This is a genomic window from Nesterenkonia pannonica (assembly GCF_019575955.1).
Taxonomy (GTDB): Bacteria; Actinomycetota; Actinomycetes; order Actinomycetales; family Micrococcaceae; genus Nesterenkonia; species Nesterenkonia pannonica.
The window spans coordinates 2,095,440-2,118,112 of the sequence record NZ_CP080575.1 but is presented as its reverse complement, the minus strand read 5'-3'; the positions used below and the strand labels follow the sequence as shown (position 1 = coordinate 2,118,112).

Genomic DNA, 22,673 nt, shown 5'->3' with positions numbered 1-22,673 from the left:
GCCACGCATTTCATGTGCAGTCGGTGCTCTCGAACGCTGCACGTGACGGGGTCAGGATCATGGCGCTGAGCGACGACTCCGACGAGGCAAGCGAGACGGCCATCTCATCGGCTTCTCCGTCGGCCAGCGTCGCCTCGTCCCAGATCACAGTGTCGCCTTCCTCGTGCGAAGCAGGCGACACGGCCACCCTCGTGATCCGTTACCCGTTGGAACTCTTGGGCCTGGGCACTCCCATCACGCTGACGGGCAAGGGAACCATGCGATGCAACGGCTGAAGAACAACGACCGTGGTGCGGTCGGCGTCATCGTGGCGCTGATGCTGGTGCCGATCATGATTCTTGCCGCACTCGCTATCGACGTGGCCGCGATGCATGCGACGAAGCAGCAGCTGCAGACTGGGGCGGATGCTGGAGCGCTGGCCATCGCGCAGGACTGTGCCCGATATGAGGACGATGCCAACTGTGATGCAGGCACTGCGGCTGGTACGGCGCAGCAGATGGCCACAGCCAACGTCACCATCGGTTCGGCAGACGGGGATCGGCCCAGACGGTCTCGACACGTCCGCAGGAACAGTCGCGGTCGAGACTGCGAGTGTCTTCGATCACTGGTTCGGACCCATCGTCGGCATTGATGAGACCCCTTTGGAGGCGGAGTCCAGCGCACGCTGGGGCTACCCCACGGGTGGGACTTCCGTTCTGCCGTTTGTGATCTCCTGGTGCGAGCTCGATGGTGGCTCTGACGGCATCACGGTGCTCCGGGACCCCGAGACCAACGCCGTGACTGGAGTCGACATACCTTCCTCAACTCCAGAACGCGTAATCAAACGCGCCGACTTCGACGAGGAGTTGGACGCCGACTGCGAGGATCCCTTCGGAGGTGCGCAGAGTGGGGAGGACCAGAAGCTCCCGGGCGGTTTCGGCTGGGTGGATACCAGCGGGCAGTGCGGGGAGAACACGTCGGCCATCGGGGGTGGGTCGGATCTGACCCCGGCAACAACTTCCCTGCAATGATGAGAACGACATCAAGAGCCGAGTGGGGAGACCGTGCTGCTGCCGATCTTCTCTGAGGTTCGGGGCGAAGGTCGGAGCAGGGAGTACCGTATTTTCGGATACGCGGCCTTCAAACTCACGGGTTACCGCTTTTCCGGTGCGAGCTACCAAGCACCCTGCAGCGGCAGTAGCCGCTGCATCAGCGGCAGCTTCGTGCGTTTCGTCGATCTGACCGAAAACTTTGATTACAGCCCCGACGGACCGCGCCTCGGGGCTTCCGTGGTGGCCCTGACCCCGAGCGCTTCCGAGTAAGGATTACTGATTGTCCCGTCGTATTCTGGCCGCCCTCATTGCAGCAGTCCTCGCAGTCATAGCTGCCGTACTCGTCATCAACTACGTCACCCAGGCGGATGAGCGCGCGATGGCCGACATGGAGCCGGAGACGGTGCTCGTCGTCTCCGACCAGGTCCCCGAAGGCACACCGGCCTCCGAGCTGGGGAGTACGTGACCGCCGACGACGTGCCCGCCGCCACCGTGGTGCAGGGTGCGCTCACCTCGCTCGAGGACGTCTCCGGTGAGGTCACCATCACCGCCCTTTACCCCGGTGAGCAGCTCGTCCCGGGACGGTTCGCTCGCCCCGAGGACCTCGAACCCGATGATGAAGTCCAAGCACCTGAGGGCTACCACCAGATCACCGTCCAGCTCCCCACCACGCGGGTCATCGGCGGCCACCTCGCCGCCGGGGACACCGTCGGGTTCTTCGTCAGCGCCGGAGAGACCGAAACCCAGCTGACGCTCCAGAAGGTCCTCGTCACCCGGGTGCAGGGCGGGGTCAGCGTCGTGGAGGACGAAGAAGGCAACGAGACCACCGAAGCAGCGGCAGACAGCCTCATGGTCACGCTCGCCGTCGAGGCGCCGGACGCCAAGCTCGTCGCCCACGCCGCCGAATTCCACGGGATCTGGCTGTCCCTGGAACCGGACGACGCCCCGAGGATGAGACCGGTCCCGTCAGCCCCGAGGATGTGCTCGAATGATCCGCATCGCCGTGGTGGCGCAGGCCTCGACGTCGAAGCCGCCTACGCCCAGGCGGTAGGCGTGGCCTACATGCCGCTGCCCGCACCCGAGTCGGAGGCCCCATCGGACCTGCTGGGACGGCTCAACGGTGCCTCAGCCCCCGAAGTTCTGGTCCTCGACGCCCGGGAGGACCCAGAGCTGGCCCTCTCACTGGCCGCACGATTCTCGGCCGAGCACCCTGACACCGTGCTGCTGATGATCGCCGACGACGCCGAAACACTGGGCCTGCGAGCCATGCGGGTAGGCGTCAAAGACCTGGTGCCCTCCGACGCCGACGAGCACCAGGTGGAACAGGCACTCGGCAGCGCCGTCCAGCTGGCAGAGAAGCTCACCGCCCGGCACGCCGCCGCCCAGGACCAGGAGCCCACCGGCCGTGTCATCACCGTCGTTTCGCCCAAAGGGGTGCCGGCAAGACGACCATCGCCACCAACCTCGCCGTAGCCTGCGCCGTCGCCGTGCCGCACTCCACCGTCATCGTCGACCTGGACCTGCAGTTCGGCGACGTGGCCACCGCCCTGAACCTCACCCCCGAGCACTTCCTCCCCGATGTGCTGCAGAGCGCAGCCAGCGGCGACACCATCGCGCTCAAAACGCGGCTCACCTTGCACGAGACCGGGCTCTACGTCGTCCCCGCACCGGAGAGCCCGGCGGCAGGGGACAGCATCACCAGCGGCCAGATCAGCCAACTGCTCCAACTGCTCAGCCGCGAGTTCGAGTACGTGGTGGTCGACACCTCACCCGGCATCTCCGATCACACGCTCGGCGCCCTCGACCAGACCACCGACCCGCTGCTGCTCACCACGCTGAGCGTGCCCGGGGTCTCCGGGCTGCGCAAAGTGGTGGACACCCTCTCCGTGCTGCAGATGTTCACTGGTAACTACCACGTGGTGGTCAACTTCGCGGACACCACCCACGGCGTCACCCGCAAGGACGTCGACGAGACGCTGGGCGTTGCGGTCGAAACCTCAATACCTGTGTCCAAGGCGGCGCCCGCCTCACTGAACGTCGGCGTGCCCCTCATGCAGTCGGGCATCCGAGACCCCCTGGTGAAGGCGCTGGCTCCGCTGGCGAGCAGCCTGCTGCCCGACGGCGTCGACCTGGACCGGCGCGGACGGGTTCGCGAGCGACGGAGGAAATCACGATGAGCCTGTCCGAACGGCTCCAAGCGGCGCAGCGGCGTCAGCAGCAGTCCAACGGCCGCTCCGCCCAGAAGTCCGCAGACACCTCCGCCGACGCCGAGACCCCTGAGGATTCCGGCCCGCCCCAGTCACCCGGGCGGCCATCCGCAAGGCAGGCGGCGGCACCAAGAAGCCCGCGGCCCCCAAAGCCGAGTCAGAACCCGACGACGCGCTGCGGCAGCTGAAGGACGACGCCGCCGCCACGCTGTTTAAAAGGATCGGGGCACGGCTGAACGACCCCTCCCTGGCCGAGCACCAGCTCCACTCTCTGGTCCGGGCCGAGCTGAACACCGTGATCGAGAAGTCCTCCATCCCGCTCAGCAGCGAGGAGCGACGACGGCTCACCGCAGAGGTTCAGGACGACGTCCTCGGCTACGGTCCGCTGCAGCGCCTGCTCGATGACCCCGAGGTCACTGAGGTCATGGTCAACGGGCCCGAGAAGATCTACATCGAGAAGTCCGGCCAGCTGCAGCAGGCCGCCAGCCGGTTCGCCTCGGAGGAGCACCTGCGTCTGGTGATCGAACGGATCGTCTCCCGGATCGGGCGCCGCATCGACGAGTCCGCCCCCATGGTCGACGCCCGGCTCCTCGACGGCTCGCGTGTCAATGCCGTCATACCCCCGCTGGCGTTCAACGGCTCATCCCTGACCATCAGGAAGTTCAGCAAAGACCCCTTCAAGGCTGCTGACCTCGTCCGGTTCGGCACGCTCAGCCCCGAGATGGTCGAACTGCTGGATGCGTGTGTGGCGGCCAAGCTCAACGTGATCGTCTCCGGGGCACCGGCTCCGGCAAGACGACCCTGCTCAACGTCCTTTCCTCCTTCATCCCCGAGGGCGAACGCATCGTCACCATCGAGGACGCCGTGGAGCTGCAGCTGCAGCAGGACCACGTGGTCCGGCTCGAGTCCCGTCCCCCAACGTCGAAGGCAAAGGCGAGGTCAGCATCCGAGATCTGGTGCGCAACTCCTGCGTATGCGCCCGGACCGGATTGTGGTCGGCGAGGTACGCGGCGGGAGAGCCTGGACATGCTCCAAGCGATGAACACCGGCCACGACGGCTCCCTCTCCACGGTGCACGCCAACTCCCGAGGGACGCCATCTCACGCCTGGAGACCCTGGTGCTCATGGTAAGCATGGACCTGCCGCTGCGCGCCATCCGTGAGCAGATCGCCTCAGCGGTGGACGTCATCGTGCAGCTCACCCGACTCCGGGACGGCACCCGGCGCGTCACCGCGGTCACCGAGGTGCACGGCATGGAGGGCCAGACCGTCACCCTCCAGGACGTCTTCCTCTTCGACTACTCCGCAGGCGTCGACGAATCCGGCACCTTCCTCGGCAAACCGGTCTCCACGGGCATCCGGCCGCGCTTCACCGATCGTTTCGAGGAGATGGGCATCACGGTGTCTCCGCACGTCTTCGCTCAGCCATAAGCCGGGACGGGGCGATGAACGAGCTGCTGGAGCGGCATCCGCAGTTGCCGTCGCCGTGGTGGCAGGCGCGCTGGCCGTCGGGCTTCTCTGCTATCTGCTGCTGTCTCCTGGGCCGGTCCGCATTCCTGTCAGTCGCAGACGGCCCGGATACGTCCCGAGGCCCAGTGCGCTGCAGCGGGGTGCGGCGGCTGCCACCGGTGCCATCGAGCGCGCGATGGGGCGCCGCGGCACCCCGGTAAGCGAATCCACCCTGGAGCTGGCGGGGATGAAGACCCGACCGCAGGACTTCGTGTTCCTGATCCTCGTCGGCTCACTGGTCGGCGCAGCCTGGGACTTCTGCTGAACGGCCCGCTGCTGGCGATCGTCCTCGCGGCCGTGGTGCCGCTGGGCGCCAGGATCACGCTGAGCATCCGCATCACGAAGCGTCAGAAGCAGTTCGCCGAGCAGCTCGACGACTCCCTGCAGCTCATGGCATCCAACCTGCGCGCAGGCCACAGCCTTCCGCAGGCGCTGTCCTCCGTGGCCAAAGAGGCAGACAGCCCGACGGCTGAGGAGTTCGCGCGCATCGTCAACGAGACGCGCGTGGGACGGGACCTCGGTCTCGCCCTGGACGTCACCGCGGAGCGCATGGCCAGCGAAGACTTCTCCTGGGTCACCCAAGCCATCGCCATCAACCGTGAGGTCGGCGGCAACCTCGCCGAAGTCCTCGACGGGGTGGCCGACACCATCCGTCAGCGCAACGAGATCCGCGGGCAGGTCGCCACCCTCAGCGCCGAGGAAGGCTCTCTGCCCTCATCCTCATGGTGCTTCCCTTCGGACTGGCGGCGTTTCTGCTCGTCACCAACCCCAGCTACCTCGCCCCGTTCACCGAAAGTCTGCTCGGATACGGGCTGATGGTCACGGCCGTGCTGATGCTTATCATCGGGGACTCTGGCTGCGGAAGACCGTCGAGGTCAAGTTCTGATCGCCATGCCTGACATCGTTCTGATCGCCGCCGCATGTGCCGCACTGGCCGCGGGGCTCGGCGCATGGGTGACATGGACCGTCGTGGACCCGGTCCGCCGCGGTGCCCGGGCCAACCTGCGGCGCGGCGGCGTGAGCCTCATAGCCGCCACCAGTGATGACCAGGGCACCAGGTCAGGCCGGGCGTCTGTGTCGCTGGCCCGGCGAATGACGCCGGACCTGGTCGTCCGCGTGCTGGACCGTCAGCACACGCTGGCCGGGCGGCCCGCAGCCTGGACCCTGGAGAAGCTGCTCACGCTGAAGCTCCTGTGGATTCCGACGGCCCTCGTGCTGAACGTGCTGATTATGCTTTCCGGCCCGGCGCCTCTGACGGTTCTAATCGCACTGCTGGTCACAGTGGTGGTGTACTTTCTGCCCGAGCTGCTGCTCAACAGCCACGGGCAGAAGCGCAGCCAGCAGATCGAACTGGAGCTCGCCGATACCCTGGATCAGATGACCATCGCGGTGGAGGCAGGCCTCGGGTTCGACGCCGCCATGGCGCGTGCCGCCGAGAACGGCAAGGGGCCTCTCGCGGAGGAGCTGGTGCGCACCCTGCAGGACATTCAGATGGGCAGCTCACGGCGCCAGGCATTCGAGAGCCTCACCGAACGCACCACCGTGACGAACCTGCGCCGGTTCGTCCGCGCCGTGATCCAGGCCGACGCCTATGGGGTCTCCATCGCTGGAGTGCTGAACACTCAGGCCGATGAGATGCGCCTGAAGCGCCGGCAGCGGGCTGAGGAGAAGGCTCAGAAGATTCCTGTGAAGGTGCTTCCGCCTCTGATGCTGTTCATCCTTCCGGTGATCTTCATCGTGGTCATGGGCCCGGCTGCCATCAACATCGCTGACACCTTCGGGGGCATGTGACGGTGGACCCGCTCTGGGCTCTGCTGGCTGCGGTCGTCGTCGCGGCGCTGGCCGCCTGGCTCCTCACCCCTGCCGTGAGAACCTACGACGAGGCCGGGTCCGTGTGGCTCAGGGTGCGAGCCCACGTACCGTGCGCGGCGCTGGCCGGTGCGGGCGCTGCATGGCTGGCCGGAAGTGCCGCGGAGCTGGTGGCGTTCGCGGCCGCCGGCGTGGGGTGCTCGCTGCTGGTGGTCGTCGACCTTGCCGAGCGACGCCTGCCTGACCCTCTGGTGATGGGCACGTTCGCGGCTCTGGCGCTGCCGCTGACTGTCGCTGCGGCCGTCCAGGGGAGTGGGGAGTCTTGGTCGGGGTCTGCTTGCAGCACTGGCCCTGGTGCTGGGCTATTTTGTGCTTGCGCTCATCGCCCCCTCGGGCCTGGGGCTCGGCGATGTGAAGTTCGCGGCCGTGATCGGCCTCTTCCTCGGCTGGTTCGGGTGGACGCACGTCGGCGCGGGGACGCTGCTCGGGTTCATCCTCAACGGAGTCGTCGCCCTCATTGTGGTGCTCATCCGGCGCCGGGGTCAGGGCGTCGACATTCCCTTCGGACCGTCCATGGTGCTGGGCGCGGCCCTGGCCACAGCCCTCCTGGCCTGAGCTCTCGTCTGGACGGCTACGTCCGTGCGGCGGAGCGCTCGTCCATGTAGTACTGGACGTCCTCCTTGCCCCAGCATTCGACGTTCTTCAGCTCCGGGAGGTCGGTGTCGGTGAAGACGGGCTGCAGCCCCTGCCTGCGCTGGTCCTCGTAGTGCCGCAGCAGCTTGAACGCCTTCGGCGAGAGGATGCAGATGACCACCAGGTTGAACAGGGCGATGATGATCATCGCGACTCCGCGATGGCCCAGGCGAGGTCGACTGCGATGGTGGCACCGATGAAGACGACGGCGGTGAGCACCACGGCGAACGTCTTCCGGACCGTCTCCGAGCTCGAGAAGAACAGGACGTTGGCCTCGCCGTAGGAGTAGTTGCCCAGGATGGACGTGAAGGCGACAAGGAAGATGATCGCTGCCAAGGCGATGGCGCCGAAGACTCCGAAGGCCTGTTCCAGCGCGCTCTGTGTCAGTTCGGCACCGACGTTCGCGTCCGCCTCCATGGGGTCCGAGTAGGTGACGAGGATGATGAAGGATGTGATCGAGCAGATCAGCCAGGTGTCGAAGTACACCCCGAGCGTCTGCACGAGTCCCTGCTTGACGGGGTGGGAGACGTCTGCGGTGGCGGCTACGTTGGGCACTGAGCCCATGCCTAGCCTCGTTGGAGAGCATGCCGCGCTGAACGCAAGCAACGATCATCGCACCGAATGCTCCACCGGCGATCGCACCGAAGTCGAAGGCCTCACTGAAGATGGAGGAGATGACAGCTGGCAGCTGGTCGATGTTGATGATGACCACGAGGATGCCGAGCACCAGGTAGAGAGTGGCCATCAGGGGACTACGTTCTGGGCCACCTGGGCCACTTTGCGCAGCCCGCCGAAGATGACGACCGTGCCCGTCAGGAGAACCAGGATGATCGCGAGTGCCCATGTGAGAGTCGCCTCGTCACCCATCTCGGCGGTCGCGGCAGCACCGGTGACGGTGTCGACGATGGTGTTGGCCTGCAGTGAGGTGAAGCTCAGTGCGAAGCAGAAGATGAAGAGCACCGCGAAGACCATGCCAGCCTTGCGGGAGCCGAGCCCGCGTTGGATGTAGTAGGCGGGCCCGCCTTTGAAGGTGTCGAACCGGCGGGTCTTGTAGAGCTGGGCCAGCGTGGATTCGACGAAGCTCGCTGAGGCGGTGAACAGCGCCATCACCCACATCCAGAACACGGCACCGGCACCGCCCATCGCAATCGCCCCGGATACGCTTGGCGATGTTGCCGGTGCCCACCCGAGCCGAGGCGGTCACCGCGAAGGCTTGGAAGGCTGAGAGTGACCGGGTGCGTCCGCCGTCGTCCCGCTGTGCGCGCTGGGTGATGGCCCGAAACATGTTGGGCAGGTGCCGCAGCTGCACCACGCGGGTGCCGAATGTCAGGTACAGGGCCGCGATGGTGATGACGGGGATGCCCACCCATTGCCAGGCCGGATCCTCCACGGCTTCCAGCGTGTCCACCAGCTCGTCCATCTCATACCCCTAAGAATCGGACCAGCCCCTTGTCAGGCCGGATGCGCAGTCTATCGAAGTGCCTCAGCCGGTCGAAGGGCCGTGGACGGCCGCTCGCGGGTTCAGGACTTCACGAGACGAGCGATCGCCGCAGAGGCTTCGTTGATCTTCTCGTCGGCCTCTGCCCCGCCTGCTCTGGCGGCGTCTGCGACGCAATGCTTGAGGTGGTCGTCCAAAAGTCCCAGAGCGACGTTCTCGAGGGCGGAGGTCAGCGCGCTGATCTGGGTGAGGATGTCGATGCAGTACGTGTCCTCCTCGACCATGCGATGGATGCCTCGGGCTTGGCCCTCAATGCGTCGCAGGCGTGTGAGGTACCGGTCTTTGTCGCTGATGTAGCCGTGGCCGGTGGGGGTCTCTGTGGGCATGGTGGCTCCTAGGTGGTGAGGCTGCGGGTGGAGACGTCGGGCCGCAGGTCCAGGCGGCGCAGCAGCTGGGCGTTGAGGGCGACGACGACGGTGGAGGCGGACATCAGGATCGCGCCGACGCTCATCGGCAGCACGAACCCGATGGGAGCGAGCACTCCTGCGGCCAGCGGCACGGAGATGAGGTTGTACCCGGCGGCCCACCAGAGGTTCTGCTTCATCTTCCGATAACTGGAGCGGGAGAGGTCGATCACCGAAAGCACCGATCGCGGGTCGGAGCTGGCGAGGATGACCCCGGCCGAACCGATGGCCACATCGGTGCCTGCCCCGAGGGCGATTCCGACGTCGGCTTGAGCCAGGGCGGGGCGTCGTTGACTCCGTCGCCGACCATGGCCACTTTCTGCCCTTCCTCTTGGAGCTCCTTGACCTTGGCGGCTTTGTCCTCGGGGCGGACTCCGGCGAAGACCCGATCGATGCCAAGCTCGGCCGCGACTGTCTCGGCGACGGCCTGGGCGTCTCCAGTGATCATGACCACCTCGGCGCCGACGGCGTGCAGTGCTTCGACGGTGGCGTGAGACTCGGGGCGAATCTCATCGGCCAGGCGCAGGGCGCCGATCACCTCGCCGTCGGCGAGCACGTGGAGGATGATCGCCCCCTCGCTTCGCCAGGTGTCGGCGACGGGAAGCTCCTCCCGGCGGCTTCCGGCGAGCAGATGGGGACCGCCGACCTGAATCGCCCTCCCTTGAACTGTGGCGCGCACGCCGACGGCTGGGGATGAGGAGAAGTCTTCGGCAGCGGGAACCTCCAGACTGCGATGCTGCGCTGCGCCGACGATGGCCCGGGCCAGCGGGTGCTCGCTGTCGCTCTCGGCTGCCGCAGCCAGGGCCAGGACCTCATTGTCGGCGCAGCCCTGGGCAGGTTCGACACCGGTGACGGTGGGCTGTCCCTTGGTGAGGGTGCCGGTCTTGTCGAACAGCACCGCGTCCACGGTGCGCATCGATTCCAGGGCGAGCCGGTCCTTGATGAGCACCCGCCCCGGGCGGCCCGTTCGGTGGCGATGGAGACCACCAGCGGGATCGCCAGGCCCAGGGCGTGCGGGCAGGCGATGACGAGCACGGTGATGGTGCGCACCACAGCCGCCTCGGGCATGCCGAGCAGCATCCAGGCGGCGGCCGTGAAGACTGCTGCAACCAGGGCGAACCAGAACAGCCACCCGGCGGCCGTGTCGGCGATGCGCTGGGCACGGGAGGACGATGCCTGAGCGTAGGCCACCAGGCGCTGAATGCCTACCAGAGCAGTGTCGTCGCCGGTGGCGGTGATGCGTACCCGGATGCCGGAGTCGGTGGCCACAGTTCCGGCGACGACACGGTCGCCGTCCGCGCGGCGGACTGGCTTGACTCACCGGTGACCATCGACTCGTTCATATGTGCCGACCCGTCGACGACCTCACCATCAGCGGGCACAGAGGCGCCGGGGCGGACAATCACCACATCATCGACCACCAGCTCATCTGGTGAGACCCTCTCGACGCCCTGATCGGTGACCTTCTCTGCCTCATCGGGCAGCAGCTCCGCCAGCGAATCCAACGCTGAGCTGGTGCGGGCCAAGGAGCGCATTTCGATCCAGTGGCCCAGCAGCATGATGACCACCAGCAGGGCAAGCTCCCACCAGAAGTTCAGCTCATGGTCCAGCAGGTGCAGGCTCGCGCCCCATGAGGCGATGAACGCCACGGTGATGGCCAGCCCGATCAGCAGCATCATGCCCGGTTTGCCGGAACGGATCTCTGAGACGGCCCCGGTGAGGAACGGTAAGCCGCCCCAGGCGTAGATCACGGTGCCCAGGACAGGGAGACCCACCACACCCAATCGGCCTGGGGCAGGGGTATCCGAGCAGACTCGCGAACATCTCGTTGAACCCCACCACCGGCACTGCCAGCCCCAGCATGATCCAGAACAGCGCACGGAATTGCCCAACGTGATCACCATGATCCCCATGGCCACCGTGTTCGGCGTGTGCCGCGTGGTCGTGCTCGCCATGGTCTTGGTCGGAGTGGTCTTCATAGTGCATGGCATGACCGTGGTGTGCGTGCTCGTGCTCTGTCATGAGTTCCTAACCCTTCTCCCACAGGCTCTCGGCCTGTTCGATCTCAGGCTGCTGGGTGCTGTTGCCCTTTCATGACTATACCCCTAGGGGTATCGCTGTACACGGGGTGAGGTGTGGTTCCGCTGGCGACCCGAACGGAATGTGCTACGCGGAGCCTTTCCGATTTCAGCACCGCTGGCGAGAAGGGGTTGGAATTTGTTGCTATATCAACTGTGATCTGCTTCACTAGTTGCTATAGCAACAAAGATGCGGTCTCCAGTTCTCGTCTGGGTCCGGGCACGACAAGCAACCATTAAGGAAGCGTTCGAATGGACACGACCACCCGTTCCACTCCCGTCAGCTCACCGTTGGATCCTTTCTCGCGCACAGCTATGGCTGACCCCGAGCCTTTGGACCGTGAGCTCCGCGAAGCCGGACCCGTGGTGTGGCTTGAGAAGTACGGGATCTGGGCGACGGGCAGGCACTCGATCGCCGAGACGATCTTCCGAGACCCAGAAACGTTCAAGTCGTCCTCCGGAACCGGGCTGACGAACATCCAGAAGCAGGAGAACTGGCGCAAGCCAAGTGTGATCCTGAGTCTGATCCGCCCGATCACGGGAAGTACCGCAAAGTGATGGCCTCAGTGCTTTCGCAGAGAGTGGTGCGCCGTCTCAAATCCGATTTCAAGGAGACAGCAGATGAGCTGGTCCGTGACGTCATCGCCGGGGGCGAGTTCGACGCGGCCAAAGACCTGGCTGAGGCATTTCCTCTCCGGGTCCTCCCTGACGCCCTTGGGCTGGCGCCCGAGGGACGTGAGCATCTGCTGCCATACGCCAATCTGAACTTCCAAGCACAGGGTCCGCGCAACGAGCTGTACTACGAGGCTGAAGCCAAGGCAGAGGAAGCTAAGGAATACGTTGCCTGGCAGATGCGCCGGGAGGCATTGACGAGACAAAGCTGGCGGGCATCATCTTCGCCGCAGCAGACAAAGGCGAGATACCCTCGAAGACGCCGGCATGCTGGTGCGAACGTTCCTCTCTGCGGGGCTCGACACCACGATTCTCGGAATCGGGGCAGCGATCAAGGCCTTAGCGGAGAACCCGGACGCATGGAATGCCCTGCGTGCTGACCCGGGGAGAGCCCGGACTGTCTTCGAAGAGACCCTTCGCCGCTTCCCGACCAGCCCCTACATCGGGCGAACCGCCGCTCGAGACGTCGAGCTGGCTGGGGTGAGCATCAAAGCCGAGCAGAAGGTCCTGATGCTCCTGGGAGCAGCGAACCACGATCCGCGGCGATGGGAGAACCCGGAACGCTTCGACATTGAGCGAGACACCACCGGTCACCTCGCCTTCGGAACGGGGATTCACGGCTGCGTCGGTCAGATGATGGCCCGGATGGAAGCAGAGTGCCTCCTCGGGGCCCTCGCTGAACAGGCCCAATCCATAGAACTCATCGACTCGCCGGCGCCGACGTTCTCGAACTGGCTCCGCGGGTATGACTCGCTTCCGGTGCGAGTCACCAGCTGAAAACCATGAACGCCTGCAGGACATACAGAGAGGACAAGTCATGACAAAGATGTTGACTTCCGCACTTGCTGCCGCAGCAGCACTGGCGCTGGCCAGCTGCGGCAGCGCCTCCACGGCCGAGGAGAACTCCGCATCAGAGCCCGACGAGCTGCGAGAGGTGACGGTCGGCGCCGTCCCCGTCGTTGATGTCGGAGCCCTATACGTCGGACTCGAGCAAGGCTTTTTCGAAGAGGAAGGCATTGATCTCAGCATCGAATTCGCACAGGGCGGCGCAGCTCTTGTCCCAGCCCTGACGAACGGCCAATATGAGTTCATCTACTCAAACTCCATGGCGGCTCTGCAAGCTCGGGAGCGCGGCCTGCCGCTGGTGGCGGTTGCTGAAGGTGGGCGCTCAACAGGTGTTGAGGGCGAAGACCATGGAGGCCTGCTCGTCGCCGCGACAGCGACATTGACTCCCCGGCGGAGCTCGAAGGCAAGACCGTTGCCGTCAACACTGTGCTGAGTCTGCACGAGGTTGCCGTCCGCGAATCGGTGAAGAACGCCGACGCCGACCCGGACGAGGTCGAATTCATCGAGCTTTCGCTGGGAGAGATGGAGGCGGCCCTGCAGTCGGGCCAAGCAGACGCCATCGCCACGGCCGAACCGTTCCTGGGCGTCGCCATGAACAACGGTGCCGAGCTGATCGCCAGCCAGTACGTCGACATCCACCCAGAATTCATTCCCGCCATGTACTTGGCCACGGAGCAGACAACAGCTGAGGATACGGACCTGGTGGAGCAGTTCAACACCGCATTGCAGAGGTCCATGGAGCACTCGACCGAGAATCCCGAGGAGCTCCGAGCGCAGTTGGACGAGTTCACGGAGATCGATCCCGGTGTCGCTGAGGAGATGATCCTGACCACCTTCGGCTGGGGACTCCCGGAGGACACGGTGTCCCGGATCGCCGAGGTCTCAGCTGACGCCGGTGTGATTGACGATCCGGACGCCACTGCAGAGGGTCTCCTTTCCTACATTTCGGGCGAATAGGCAGCACATCTTCCCGTCAGCACCCAGTGGAGCGAATGATGACAAACGAACTGATGAACCTTGAAGTGATTGCGAAGGAGACCGTCGCCGGAGCCGTAGTAACCGTGGAGCTGGCAGATCCCGCAGGACTGCCGCTGCCGTCATGGGCACCGGGCGCCCATATCGATCTTCATGTGCCCGGGGAAGGAGCCGATGCTGTACGCCAATACTCACTCTGCTCCGATCCGGGGAGCTGGCCAGCTATCGGATCGGTGTCCTGCGTGAGGAAGAGAGCAGGGGAGGAAGTCGGTATCTGCACGACGACCTGCCCGTGGGTGCCAGGATCCAGGTCTCAGCCCCGCGGAACCACTTCGAACTCGTCCCAGCCGAGCGCTACATCTTCATCGCTGGAGGCATCGGCATTACCCCGCTGCTGCCCATGGTGAGAGAAGCTCGACGAAACGGCGCCGCCTGGCAGCTGCACTACAGCGGCCGCAGCCGCAGCTCGATGGCATTCCTCGACGAGCTGGCCTGGGACGAGGTATCCCTTGTTCCCGGGATGAGCGGGGCCGCTTGGACATTGCTTCGATCCTGGCCGAATCGGACTCAGATACCCACATCTACTGCTGCGGTCCCGAATCGCTGCTTGACGCCGTTGAGCAGGCAGCCAGCCACTGGCCAGCAGGGAGCCTACATGTGGAGCGGTTCGCCAATCACGAGGTTCTCGCCAAGGCCGATGACCATACGTTCGAGGTGGAGCTCGCCGAGATGGGAAAGACCATCGCCGTCGAACCGGGAGTCTCTATTCTGGACGCGGCTGGCGCAGCTTAGGCCCAGGTCTTCTCATCGTGCAAGGGAGGCACATGCGGCACCTGCGAGACATTCGTGCTGGACGGTGAGGTGGATCATCGAGATGCTGTCCTGAGCGACGAGGAGAAGGCAGAATCGGAAGTGATGATGATCTGCGTCTCCCGGTGCATAGGTGAGAAACTCGTGCTGGAGCTGTAGTGGACACGTAGAGAGGCAGGCAGATGACAGGGGATCTTCAGTGAGTGGTTCCGGAGTATCACGTGATCCCCTGCCCCACGCCATCAGTCGGGACGACTACGCTCCAGCGACGATCTCACTGCTCTCCAACACCCTCCTTTGGGGCGGCTCCCGCACGTATCACCAAAGGTTCGGCATCCGCACCAACGAGTGGCGTGTGCTCAGCGCCCTGGGCGGCCGCCCAGGGGCGACAGCGGCAGAAGCCGGTGAACTCCTGGGACTCAATAAGTCGGTGGTCTCGAGGAGCGTGGCCCTGCTGCGAGAGCAGGGAATGGTGGTGCTGGAACGAGAGCCTGGCGCCAAGCGGCTGTATCTGACCGACCGCGGGGTGGAGGTGCACGACGCCATTCTGCCGATTGCATTGGCCCGGGAAGAGAGTCTCTTCGAAGGTTTTACAGAGGAAGAGGCCGCACAGATGCGGTCATTCCTCTCTCGCATGTACTCAAATGCCGCACGCCTGAAGAAATACGACGAATCCTGCTTGCAGAGAGACTCCAGCAGCGAGCAGAGCACGCGCTAGGTCAGCGTGCAAGGCCGAGGGGCGCTCGCCGCGGCCTCGGTGTGGCTTCGTGATCAGCCCAGCCATTGGGCGAAGGCGAACGCCAGCAGGCCGCCGAGGGTGACGTAGAGCGCCGCGAGCGGGAATATGGAGCGCAGCACTCGGCCCTCCTGGCCGGTGAGGCCCACCGTCGCGACGGCGGCCACGATGTTGTGGGGACAGATGATGTTGCCCGCCGAGGCCCCGAATCCCTGCGCCCCCAGCAGCGGCAGCGTCGGAAGCTCCGCAGCGCGAGCCGTCGTGGCCTGGAGCTCGGTGAAGAGCACATTCGACGCTGTCGCTGAACCTGTCACGAAGGTCCCGAAGGCGCCGACCGCAGGGGAGAGCAGAGGCCATGCCGCCCTGATCCCTGCAGCCGCAAAGGCCAGCTCGTTCGTCATGCCCGCATGGGACATCGTGCGCGCAATGGTGATCATCGCGACCAGCGCCACCAGGACCGGGCCCAGCTGCCGGGTCGCAGTCACGATCGCGTGGGCAGCGTCGCGTCCTGACGTGCGCTGCAGGACCGCCCTGGCTGCGAAGGCCACCGTCAGCAGCATCGCCGGATGGGACAGGGGCTGAACGCTGCCGGAGAAGCCCAGGCCGGTCTCCCATTCGACCACCACACTCCCCAAGGCATCAGCGACCGGAGGGATCAGGCGGGTCCCGAGGACCAGCAGAACAAGGACCAAGTATGGGGACGCTGCGCGCAGCATGTCACCCGGGCTCGACCGTTCTGCATAGATGCAGCCGGTGGCGACGGCCTCGATGTTCCGTCGTCGCAGCAGGACAGCGGCGAAGATACCGACGCCGATCAGTGCGCCCCCAAGGTGGGCAGCTCGGGTCCTATGAATACGGCGATCAGGCCGTAGGGAACCAGGAACGAGACGGCGGCGAGGATTCCCCACGTCCACAGCCGCTGGGTGCCGGGCAGGGCACTCCTGATGGTGATGATCAGCGCAGTCATCAGCAGGCCGCCGAGGACGACGTGGTACGGAACTGTGGCTCGGGCCAGCTCTGACCCCGAATAGTCCACGAGGGCGCTCTGGGCCAGCACGGGCGTGCCGATGGCGCCGAACGAAACGCCTGCGGCGTGCCCGAGCATCGCGGCGACGACTGCCTGAACCGGCGGGAACCCTGCTGCCACCAGGAACGGTGCCGCCAGCGCCACGGGGTGCCGAAGCCCGCCGCCCTCAAGGAAGAGCGCAAAGAACCAGGCCACCATGAGCGCCCCGAGGCGAGGGTCCGGGTGCAGGCGCGCCAGCCCCGCCTGCAGTCGGTCCGCTGCGCCCGTGCGCTGCTGGAGGTAGTGGATTCCTAGTGCCTACTGATGATGCTTACCACCGCAGCAGCGATGAACGTCGCCTCAGCAAACACCCCACCCGTGCCGGAGAGGATGCTGAACTGGTCGGCCGGACCTCCGAATCCGAACGCCGCCACCGCGAGCGCGAGGGTGACGACTGACGTCACCAGACCCGCCCGGGCGGCCGACCACCCGGCAGCGGTCATGAGCACCAGGACGAGCAGCACCGGGACGGCGGCGAGAAGCGCCAGCATGTCGTCGTCGGCTATCCCGCCGGGTCGAGATTCGCCGTCGCGGCGGCCGCGGCGCTCGTCATGCCTGCTGCTGGGGCTCGGGCTGGTCGCTGAGCCGCTCGTCCTTCAGGTCCGGGACGATCATGACTGGGTAGGCGGCACGCAGGACCACACCGCGGGACACCGAGCCCATGAGTGCCCCAGTGAACCCGCTGCGCCCTCGTGTGCCCACCACGGTCAGCTGAGCATCACGAGCAGCCGCGGTCAGCTGCGCGATGGGATCGCCCGGGTCGACGGCCGCCTCGATCGTGAGGTGAGGGAAGTGGGTGCCGATCCATGCTGCTTCGGCCTGCAGATCACGCTCCAGCTCAGCCTTCCTGCGCTGGACGACCCCTTCTCCCAGGGGTCCAGCTCGGGGTACCACTCCAACCACCCTTTGAGGGCGGGCAGAGCCATCAGCAGCCGAAGCGTCGTGCCTCGGTCATCCGCTGCCTGGGCGGCGTGCAGAGCCGCTACCCGGCTGTGCCGAGACCCATCCATCCCCACGATCACCGGACGGGAGTCCGGTTGCGGTGCGAAACGGGCAGCGCCCTCGGCGTCGCTCACCTTGAAGTGCCGGGGCACAACGATGGTGGGACAGTAGGCGTGGTAAGCAGGGCTGAGGAGACTGATCCCAGCATGCGCCCCAGAAAGCCGCCGTGGCCGCGGGCCCCGACCACCATGAGCTCGGCCGAACGGGAGAGCTCCTTGAGCACCCCGGCGGCGTCACCCTGGCGCCGCGAAAGGCGACTTTCCCGGGTAGCCCTCCAGATATCGGCGGGCGTCGTTGAGCACTATCGAGGCTGCTTCGAGGGCGTGAGTCGCGTCGGACCCCTCCGGCAGTGCAGCCAGGGTCGAGTAGACCTGAACCGGAATGGTGAACGCGGTGACCACCGTCAGCTCCCGCCCGCTGCGCTGTGCTTCCAGGGCGCCGAAGTGGAGGGCCAGGATGGACTGCGTCGAGCCGTCGAATCCCACCACTACACCCAGCTCGCGGGAGGTGCGCTCGAACGCGATGGGCTCCGGCGCGGCGTGCGGGTCGATGTTCATAGTGCTCACCCTCCCCAAGGAGGACGGCTCGAGTAGGGTCCTTGGTCCTACGCCCGAGGCCAAACCTCTTGAAGGCTTCGCAGCCTGACGCCGAACCGGGCCGCGGTCTGTCCAGCATCTGCGTGGGCCAAGCAGTCGTGCAGCATCACCTCCACCAGAGGGGCCGGGAGTGAAGGCAGCACGCGGGCCAGAAGCCGTGCGAGTCCACTGGGCACATGACGAATGCGCACACTGGGGCCGTTGATGTGCTTGACGAATTCATCGACGGTCAGGGGATTCGGTCCAGCCAGCTCGAACGTGCCAGTCGGTGTCGTGTGGTCAGTAGCAGCGCGAATGAGAATCTCAGCGACATCCTCTCGCGCAATCCAGCCATAGCGCTGCTTCCCGAACCCAGCACCGTGACGGGCCGGTCTCGCGATGAGAGCATTGCTTGCGCCGTAGGTCCGGGGACGGCGGAGACCCCACGATGTGCGCAGCCCGGAAGATCACTGCAGGGACGCCGGAGGCGCGGATGAGCTCTTCCGCTTCCGCCTTGAATCGCAGGTACGGGTTTGTCGACGACATATCGGCGTCCAGATAGGACAGGAATACCACGCGCCGGGCTCCGGACCCTCCATGGCGGCCATCGTGGCCCGGACAGAGTCAAGGTTCGCAGCCTTGTAGGTGTTGGGCCGCTGGGGCCGCAGGCTCCCGCCAGGTGTACCACGGCTGATGCGCCCGCAAACGCATGAGCCAAGTCGCTATGTCGGCCTACGGCTCTTGTTTCGTTCGGCCGTTCGGCCAACTGCGTCCTCACGGCGGTGCCGACCTGACCGTCGGCGCCGACGATGGCCACGGGCCCCTGCCCTAATCTCATGTCAGGCATCGGTCAGGACTTGCATCACGAGGCGAGTGCTGGACTGCGGACCTGACGCGCGTGCGGGCCGCCTGTGTGCGAGGGTGCTTTCGGCCCCTCGCGTCGCAGACGCGGAGTCGGTCTGCGGGGACCTGTGTTGGACTGGTGGGAAGCTCGATCCGAGAGGACGGGCTGGTTCCTGGAGAGCGGAGCACTCTGTCTCTCCCGCCCATGGGACGGTGATGCTCAGGTGTCCGTCGGAGAACTCAGCCGTGGCCCTCTCCACGCGGCTCTCCGGCGGGAGGGCCACGCTGCGAGAGAAGCCGCTGCTTCCTCGGACCGCGTACTGCTCGTCGGCTTTCTCGTACCGCTCCGCCTGGATGAGCAGGTGACCGGTGCTGATGGTCAGCGTGATGTCCTTGGGCCCGAAGTGCGGCAGAAGCGCTTCGACGACGATCGCTCCGCCGTCTTCGCTGCGCACGCTGAACGTGTGCAGCGTGCCCCGCAGGATCTGAAGGATGTCAGCCTCTGGAATGTCCACCCGAGGCATTTCGGCACCGGTGAAGGGATCGCAGCGCACAAGGGTCTCCGCCATAAGGCTTTCTCCCGCTCTCGGTGGTCTTGAAGGGGCAACGGCAGCTGCACATACTCTCCGCCGCGACCCGGTCGCGCCATAGGGCCGTTGGTCCCACGGCAGCGTCATCGGCACCAGCGGGAGTGTGAGCGGACTCGCGAGACCCTGGCTCAGGGGCGTGCCGCTACGCGGAGGAGGGGTCGGCCCGCCGTGCCGCGCCGTACGCGGCGACCTGTGTGCGGCGCTGCATGCCCAATTTGGTGAGCAGGCCCGAGACGTAGTTCTTGACGGTCTTCTCCGCCAGCCCCAGCTGCTCCCGATCTGCCGGTTCGTGAGCCCGTCGGTGATCAGCTGCAGAACCTGTGATTCCCGGAGAGTGAGGTCCCCGCCGGAGGCATCGGAGCTGGTCGACTGTTCAGTGACCGACCTGCGCACCCGTTCGGCGAGGTTGCGGCTGATGAGGTTCTCGCCGCGGGAGACCCTGTGGATCGCGTCGATCAGGCTCCGGTTCCTGATGTTCTTCAGCACGTGGCCTGAAGCCCCCGCCATGACCGCGGCGACGCTTGCGGCGTCATCGTCGTAGCCGGTGAGGATCAGGCAGCGGATCTCCGGGTGATCTGAGCGTATGCTGCGGCACAGATCGATGCCGCTCCCATCCGGAAGATGGACGTCGAGCACAGCGACGTCCGGGCGCACTGCTGCGATGCGGACCAGAGCTTCCCGGACCCCAGCGGCTTCGCCCACGATCTCCAAGCCCGGCTCGGCGCTGAGCAGCTGTGCGATGCCGTGCCGGACGATCTCGTGGTCGTCGACGAGGAAGACCCGGGTCATGGAATCTCCTTCACGAGGGGAACGGTCCACTGTGCTCGAGTCCCGCCGAGCTCGTTCGAGCTGACGGCGAATGTCCCGCCGTGCGCCCGTGCCCTCGCTGAGAGGTTGGCCTTGCCGCTGCTCCGGTCCGAGTGGGCTGAGAGGCCGACCCCGTCATCGTCGACGGTGAGCGTGACATCGGACTCCGCGGCGCTGATCTCGATGCGGACTGCCTTCGCATCGGCGTGCCGGGCGATGTTCGTCAGCGACTCCCGCAGGACGGCCACTAGGTCATCGGCCAACAATCCGGAGACGACGAGGTCCACCGGTCCGGCGAAGGCAAGTCGCGGCATCGTCGCCAGCCTCCCGAGAACTCGGTCACCACACTGAGGAGGCGATGCCGGGGAGTGTCGGAGGAGGAACGGGTCTGGAGGGTGAAGACGGCCGTACGAATATCCGATATCGCGGCATCGATGAGAGCGACCTGCTCCTCCATGGCGTCTGCGCATTCGGGGTGTGCAGATGCGTGCGCCTGCAGGCCGAGTCCTGCGCCGAAGAGCCGTTGGATCACGTGATCGTGCAGATCCCGTGCGATGCGTGTGCGGTCCTCGACGATCTCAAGACGCTGCCGGTCGGCTCGGGCCCATGCCAGCGCGACGGCGAGACTGGCCTGGCTTAGCGAACTCCGAGAGCAGGGTGAGGTCCTCTGCGGCGAATGGGCTCCGGTGCTCAGAGCGGGTGACGCACAGTGCAGCGGCACGGTCTCCCTGGACCTCCAGCGGCACGGCCATCACCGAGGCCTGGGGCACCTCCGCGAGGAACGGGCCCGGCTCGCTCAGCGGTCCTGTCCAGAGGCTGGGCTGACCGTCCATGGCCCGCGAAACAGCACCGTCATGGGGCGGGGGCGGAGTGCAGTTCCTTCGGCGAGCCCCGCACCGGTGCCCCACGCATCCTGGACGCGCAGTCCGTTCTCCTTCCCGTCGGAGACGATCACGCTGGCCATGTCCGCATCGGTGAGAGAGGCCAGGTGCCGTGTGACGATGCTGAACGCGTCGTGGTGCGGTGATGACAGCAGTGCGGCGGTGACGTCGTTGAGCGTCTCGCTCAGCCGCTGGGCACGGCAGGCGTCGCCGTACAGTCTGGCGTTGCTGATCGCAATCGCCGCGGTGGCAGCCAGAGTGGTGACGAGCTCCTCATCGTCGGAGGTGAAAGGACCGCCTGCACGGTTCGTGAGGTAGAGATTGCCGAACGTCTCACTGTCAATAGTGATCGGCACCCCTAAGAAGCTGTCCATGGGGGATGGTTCTCAGGGAAGCCGACCGCTCTGGGGTCTGTGTTGAGATCCCGCAGGCGGATCGGGCAGGCACTGTCGATGACCGCGCCGAGGACCCCGTGCCCCTCCGGCAGATGCCCGATGCGCTCGACAGTGTCTTGGGGCATGCCGACGTGGATGAACTTCTCCAGCCCACCGCGCGACGACAGCACTCCCAGAGCGCCGTACTGGGCGTCGACGAGAGCGACGGCCGATTCGGCGATCTGACGCAGAACATGCTCAAGGTCCAGTTCGCCGGTGACGCGCTGACTTGCCTCAACCAGGCTTCGCAGCCGCCGCTGCGCAGCCCGGGCACGTGTGTCAGGCACAGCATCCTGGGGCGTCGGCCATGTCACCGAGTTCTTTCTCGGTGCGCCATCACCAGAATGCGGAACAGACATCGTGGTCCTCAATGAGCCATCTCGGACAGTACGGGCTGGGCCCTATTGTGCGGTCAGCACCTGCTGCAACTCCTGTCCCCTGGGCGGGTAAGTCCAGGGACTTTAGACCCTACTCTGAGGAGTCCAGCAGGTCTACGGTCAGGCTATGAATCCTTCGAACGAAGCGCACGATGACCGCACCCCGGCGTCCTGGTGGGGTTGGACGGTTCGCCCGACAGTGAGCGGGCGTTCCGCGCAGCGCTGCGGATCGCGGAGAAGCGGGGCCTACCCCTGCGGCTGGTGGGAACTTTCGCGTACCCGGTGGTGACGGATGCCTTCTATGTGCCGTCGATGATCGAGTTCCTCGACATTGTGGTGGGGAGACCCAGAAGGTGCTCGACGGGTACGCGGCACAGGCGGAGGAAGTCGGAGTTGAGGTCTCCACCCTGGCCGTGGAGAGCGACCCGGCGGCGGCGCTGGTCAGGGAGAGCCGCTCCGCGGAGGTGGCGGTGGTCGGCAAGCGCGGTCGGAACAGGTTCACCGGGCGCATGCTGGGCAGCGTGTCGGCGAAGCTGGCCGCGCACAGCCATTGCCCGACGCTTGTCATACCGGCCAAATGGGAAGCGGGGTCGACCGAGGAGCTTCTCGCCCCGGCCCAGGAGCACCCCAGCGCAGAGGGGGTCCCGGATGAGCCGATGACTGCGATGGAGGAGTCGGCGCCTCGAACGCATAAGCGGCGCAGGTTCTCCAACGTCTCCCATGACTTCAACTTCGACTCAGAGGTCGTGGCAGGCGTCGACGTCGACAGCGCGGCCAAGCACGTGGTGGATGCGGCGGCGCAGGCGGCTCAGCTGTGGAACGGCCTCTGAC

Annotated in this window: 36 protein-coding genes and 4 pseudogenes; 22 read left to right on the top strand and 18 right to left on the bottom strand. The window is 65.8% G+C overall.

Annotated features, from left to right (window positions below; genetic code table 11):
- Positions 1–10: 10 nt before the first annotated feature.
- Positions 11–148 (bottom strand): hypothetical protein, encoded by a 138-nt coding sequence (locus K0H76_RS15125; RefSeq protein ID WP_258935502.1) that lies wholly within the window; start codon positions 146–148, stop codon positions 11–13.
- A 114-nt stretch (positions 149–262) separates the two neighbouring features.
- Here K0H76_RS15125 and K0H76_RS15120 point away from each other — a divergent pair, with 114 nt between their 5' ends.
- The 12 genes and pseudogenes from K0H76_RS15120 (at position 263) to K0H76_RS15065 (ending at position 7,170) form a co-directional block, all read left to right on the top strand.
- Positions 263–631 carry a pilus assembly protein TadG-related protein gene (locus K0H76_RS15120; RefSeq protein WP_258933500.1) on the top strand — a complete coding sequence of 123 codons (369 nt, stop codon included), beginning with the start codon at positions 263–265 and terminating at the stop codon, positions 629–631.
- Between the two features lie 10 nt (positions 632–641).
- Complete coding sequence (locus K0H76_RS15115; protein WP_258933499.1) at positions 642–1,010, top strand: hypothetical protein; 369 nt, start codon at positions 642–644, stop codon at positions 1,008–1,010.
- Between the two features lie 33 nt (positions 1,011–1,043).
- A complete protein-coding gene (locus K0H76_RS15110; protein WP_258933498.1) occupies positions 1,044–1,301 on the top strand; it encodes a hypothetical protein in 258 nt (85 codons plus the stop codon).
- Between the two features lie 10 nt (positions 1,302–1,311).
- Entirely contained in the window at positions 1,312–1,497 is a 186-nt protein-coding gene (locus K0H76_RS15105; RefSeq protein ID WP_258933497.1) for a hypothetical protein, read from the top strand.
- A complete protein-coding gene (locus tag K0H76_RS15100) occupies positions 1,494–2,504 on the top strand; it encodes an RcpC/CpaB family pilus assembly protein (protein ID WP_258933496.1) in 1,011 nt (336 codons plus the stop codon). The genes K0H76_RS15105 and K0H76_RS15100 overlap by 4 nt, the downstream gene beginning before the upstream one ends.
- 14 nt (positions 2,505–2,518) lie before the next feature.
- Complete coding sequence (locus tag K0H76_RS15095) at positions 2,519–3,208, top strand: hypothetical protein (RefSeq protein ID WP_258933495.1); 690 nt, start codon at positions 2,519–2,521, stop codon at positions 3,206–3,208.
- Positions 3,205–3,426: a hypothetical protein gene (locus tag K0H76_RS15090; RefSeq protein WP_258933494.1), complete on the top strand. Its 222-nt coding sequence runs from the start codon at positions 3,205–3,207 to the stop codon at positions 3,424–3,426. Before K0H76_RS15095 ends, K0H76_RS15090 begins: the two co-directional genes overlap by 4 nt.
- Positions 3,414–4,668, top strand: a pseudogene (locus tag K0H76_RS15085) (CpaF family protein). The gene K0H76_RS15090 and the pseudogene K0H76_RS15085 overlap by 13 nt, the downstream one beginning before the upstream one ends.
- A 58-nt stretch (positions 4,669–4,726) precedes the next feature.
- Positions 4,727–5,011, top strand: coding sequence for a hypothetical protein (locus K0H76_RS15080; protein ID WP_258933493.1), 285 nt, complete (start codon positions 4,727–4,729; stop codon positions 5,009–5,011).
- 32 nt (positions 5,012–5,043) lie between these two features.
- Complete coding sequence (locus K0H76_RS15075; protein ID WP_258933492.1) at positions 5,044–5,562, top strand: type II secretion system F family protein; 519 nt, start codon at positions 5,044–5,046, stop codon at positions 5,560–5,562.
- A gap of 75 nt (positions 5,563–5,637) precedes the next feature.
- A complete protein-coding gene (locus K0H76_RS15070; protein ID WP_258933491.1) occupies positions 5,638–6,537 on the top strand; it encodes a type II secretion system F family protein in 900 nt (299 codons plus the stop codon).
- A gap of 372 nt (positions 6,538–6,909) precedes the next feature.
- Positions 6,910–7,170, top strand: coding sequence for a hypothetical protein (locus tag K0H76_RS15065; protein ID WP_258933490.1), 261 nt, complete (start codon positions 6,910–6,912; stop codon positions 7,168–7,170).
- Positions 7,171–7,186: 16 nt separating this feature from the next.
- Here the strand turns inward: K0H76_RS15065 and K0H76_RS15060 are convergent, their stop codons facing one another.
- The 5 genes and pseudogenes from K0H76_RS15060 to K0H76_RS15040 form a co-directional block, all read right to left on the bottom strand.
- Positions 7,187–7,396: a hypothetical protein gene (locus tag K0H76_RS15060; protein WP_258935501.1), complete on the bottom strand. Its 210-nt coding sequence runs from the start codon at positions 7,394–7,396 to the stop codon at positions 7,187–7,189.
- A complete protein-coding gene (locus K0H76_RS15055; protein ID WP_258935434.1) occupies positions 7,393–7,812 on the bottom strand; it encodes an alanine:cation symporter family protein in 420 nt (139 codons plus the stop codon). Before K0H76_RS15055 ends, K0H76_RS15060 begins: the two co-directional genes overlap by 4 nt.
- A gap of 64 nt (positions 7,813–7,876) precedes the next feature.
- A pseudogene (locus K0H76_RS15050) lies at positions 7,877–8,355 on the bottom strand (alanine:cation symporter family protein); the annotation flags it as partial.
- A gap of 414 nt (positions 8,356–8,769) precedes the next feature.
- Positions 8,770–9,072, bottom strand: a complete 303-nt coding sequence (locus K0H76_RS15045; RefSeq protein ID WP_258933489.1) for a metal-sensitive transcriptional regulator — start codon at positions 9,070–9,072, stop codon at positions 8,770–8,772.
- Between the two features lie 8 nt (positions 9,073–9,080).
- Positions 9,081–11,013 (bottom strand): annotated as a pseudogene (locus K0H76_RS15040) (heavy metal translocating P-type ATPase).
- Between the two features lie 48 nt (positions 11,014–11,061).
- Here K0H76_RS15040 and K0H76_RS15035 point away from each other — a divergent pair.
- Together K0H76_RS15035 and K0H76_RS15030 are read left to right on the top strand one after the other, a co-directional pair.
- Positions 11,062–11,247 (top strand): hypothetical protein, encoded by a 186-nt coding sequence (locus K0H76_RS15035; RefSeq protein WP_258933488.1) that lies wholly within the window; start codon positions 11,062–11,064, stop codon positions 11,245–11,247.
- Positions 11,248–11,543: 296 nt separating this feature from the next.
- Positions 11,544–11,786, top strand: coding sequence for a hypothetical protein (locus K0H76_RS15030; protein ID WP_258933487.1), 243 nt, complete (start codon positions 11,544–11,546; stop codon positions 11,784–11,786).
- Between the two features lie 5 nt (positions 11,787–11,791).
- Here the strand turns inward: K0H76_RS15030 and K0H76_RS15025 are convergent, their stop codons facing one another.
- Positions 11,792–11,971: a hypothetical protein gene (locus K0H76_RS15025; RefSeq protein ID WP_258933486.1), complete on the bottom strand. Its 180-nt coding sequence runs from the start codon at positions 11,969–11,971 to the stop codon at positions 11,792–11,794.
- A 196-nt stretch (positions 11,972–12,167) separates the two neighbouring features.
- On the opposite strand from K0H76_RS15025, the gene K0H76_RS15020 reads away from it, so the two are divergent.
- The 6 genes from K0H76_RS15020 (at position 12,168) to K0H76_RS14995 (ending at position 15,249) form a co-directional block, all read left to right on the top strand.
- A complete protein-coding gene (locus tag K0H76_RS15020) occupies positions 12,168–12,677 on the top strand; it encodes a cytochrome P450 (protein ID WP_258933485.1) in 510 nt (169 codons plus the stop codon).
- A 40-nt stretch (positions 12,678–12,717) separates the two neighbouring features.
- A complete protein-coding gene (locus K0H76_RS15015; protein ID WP_258933484.1) occupies positions 12,718–13,179 on the top strand; it encodes an ABC transporter substrate-binding protein in 462 nt (153 codons plus the stop codon).
- Positions 13,125–13,703 carry an ABC transporter substrate-binding protein gene (locus K0H76_RS15010; RefSeq protein ID WP_258935433.1) on the top strand — a complete coding sequence of 193 codons (579 nt, stop codon included), beginning with the start codon at positions 13,125–13,127 and terminating at the stop codon, positions 13,701–13,703. The genes K0H76_RS15015 and K0H76_RS15010 overlap by 55 nt, the downstream gene beginning before the upstream one ends.
- A gap of 552 nt (positions 13,704–14,255) precedes the next feature.
- Positions 14,256–14,513: a hypothetical protein gene (locus K0H76_RS15005; RefSeq protein WP_258933483.1), complete on the top strand. Its 258-nt coding sequence runs from the start codon at positions 14,256–14,258 to the stop codon at positions 14,511–14,513.
- A 54-nt stretch (positions 14,514–14,567) separates the two neighbouring features.
- On the top strand, positions 14,568–14,690 hold the full coding sequence (locus K0H76_RS15000; RefSeq protein WP_258933482.1) for a hypothetical protein: 123 nt from the start codon (positions 14,568–14,570) through the stop codon (positions 14,688–14,690).
- Positions 14,691–14,730: 40 nt separating this feature from the next.
- Entirely contained in the window at positions 14,731–15,249 is a 519-nt protein-coding gene (locus K0H76_RS14995) for a MarR family winged helix-turn-helix transcriptional regulator (RefSeq protein WP_258933481.1), read from the top strand.
- Between the two features lie 53 nt (positions 15,250–15,302).
- Here the strand turns inward: K0H76_RS14995 and K0H76_RS14990 are convergent, their stop codons facing one another.
- The 9 genes and pseudogenes from K0H76_RS14990 to K0H76_RS14950 all read right to left on the bottom strand — a co-directional run bounded on the left by K0H76_RS14990 (position 15,303) and on the right by K0H76_RS14950 (position 20,464).
- Positions 15,303–15,983, bottom strand: a complete 681-nt coding sequence (locus tag K0H76_RS14990) for an L-lactate permease (protein WP_258933480.1) — start codon at positions 15,981–15,983, stop codon at positions 15,303–15,305.
- A gap of 98 nt (positions 15,984–16,081) precedes the next feature.
- Positions 16,082–16,522 carry an L-lactate permease gene (locus K0H76_RS14985; RefSeq protein WP_258935432.1) on the bottom strand — a complete coding sequence of 147 codons (441 nt, stop codon included), beginning with the start codon at positions 16,520–16,522 and terminating at the stop codon, positions 16,082–16,084.
- Between the two features lie 62 nt (positions 16,523–16,584).
- The gene (locus K0H76_RS14980) at positions 16,585–16,824 is read right to left on the bottom strand and encodes a hypothetical protein (protein WP_258933479.1); all 240 of its coding nucleotides are present in this window, start codon (positions 16,822–16,824) and stop codon (positions 16,585–16,587) included.
- A 58-nt stretch (positions 16,825–16,882) separates the two neighbouring features.
- Entirely contained in the window at positions 16,883–17,236 is a 354-nt protein-coding gene (locus K0H76_RS14975; protein ID WP_258933478.1) for a universal stress protein, read from the bottom strand.
- A 169-nt stretch (positions 17,237–17,405) separates the two neighbouring features.
- A complete protein-coding gene (locus K0H76_RS14970; protein WP_258933477.1) occupies positions 17,406–17,558 on the bottom strand; it encodes a universal stress protein in 153 nt (50 codons plus the stop codon).
- Between the two features lie 10 nt (positions 17,559–17,568).
- Positions 17,569–17,892 carry a universal stress protein gene (locus tag K0H76_RS14965; RefSeq protein WP_258933476.1) on the bottom strand — a complete coding sequence of 108 codons (324 nt, stop codon included), beginning with the start codon at positions 17,890–17,892 and terminating at the stop codon, positions 17,569–17,571.
- 857 nt (positions 17,893–18,749) lie between these two features.
- Entirely contained in the window at positions 18,750–19,277 is a 528-nt protein-coding gene (locus tag K0H76_RS14960) for an Hsp20/alpha crystallin family protein (RefSeq protein ID WP_258935431.1), read from the bottom strand.
- A 208-nt stretch (positions 19,278–19,485) separates the two neighbouring features.
- Positions 19,486–20,132 (bottom strand): annotated as a pseudogene (locus K0H76_RS14955) (response regulator transcription factor).
- Entirely contained in the window at positions 20,129–20,464 is a 336-nt protein-coding gene (locus K0H76_RS14950) for a hypothetical protein (RefSeq protein WP_258933475.1), read from the bottom strand. Before K0H76_RS14950 ends, K0H76_RS14955 begins: the two are co-directional and overlap by 4 nt.
- Positions 20,465–20,508: 44 nt before the next feature.
- Here K0H76_RS14950 and K0H76_RS14945 point away from each other — a divergent pair, with 44 nt between their 5' ends.
- A complete protein-coding gene (locus tag K0H76_RS14945; RefSeq protein ID WP_258933474.1) occupies positions 20,509–20,790 on the top strand; it encodes a hypothetical protein in 282 nt (93 codons plus the stop codon).
- Between the two features lie 156 nt (positions 20,791–20,946).
- Here the strand turns inward: K0H76_RS14945 and K0H76_RS14940 are convergent, their stop codons facing one another.
- Together K0H76_RS14940 and K0H76_RS14935 are read right to left on the bottom strand one after the other, a co-directional pair.
- Positions 20,947–21,387 (bottom strand): GAF domain-containing protein, encoded by a 441-nt coding sequence (locus tag K0H76_RS14940; protein ID WP_258933473.1) that lies wholly within the window; start codon positions 21,385–21,387, stop codon positions 20,947–20,949.
- A 2-nt stretch (positions 21,388–21,389) separates the two neighbouring features.
- Positions 21,390–21,752, bottom strand: a complete 363-nt coding sequence (locus K0H76_RS14935; RefSeq protein WP_258933472.1) for a GAF domain-containing protein — start codon at positions 21,750–21,752, stop codon at positions 21,390–21,392.
- A 443-nt stretch (positions 21,753–22,195) separates the two neighbouring features.
- On the opposite strand from K0H76_RS14935, the gene K0H76_RS14930 reads away from it, so the two are divergent.
- Positions 22,196–22,672, top strand: coding sequence for a universal stress protein (locus K0H76_RS14930; RefSeq protein WP_258933471.1), 477 nt, complete (start codon positions 22,196–22,198; stop codon positions 22,670–22,672).
- The last annotated feature ends 1 nt before the right edge of the window (position 22,673 follow it).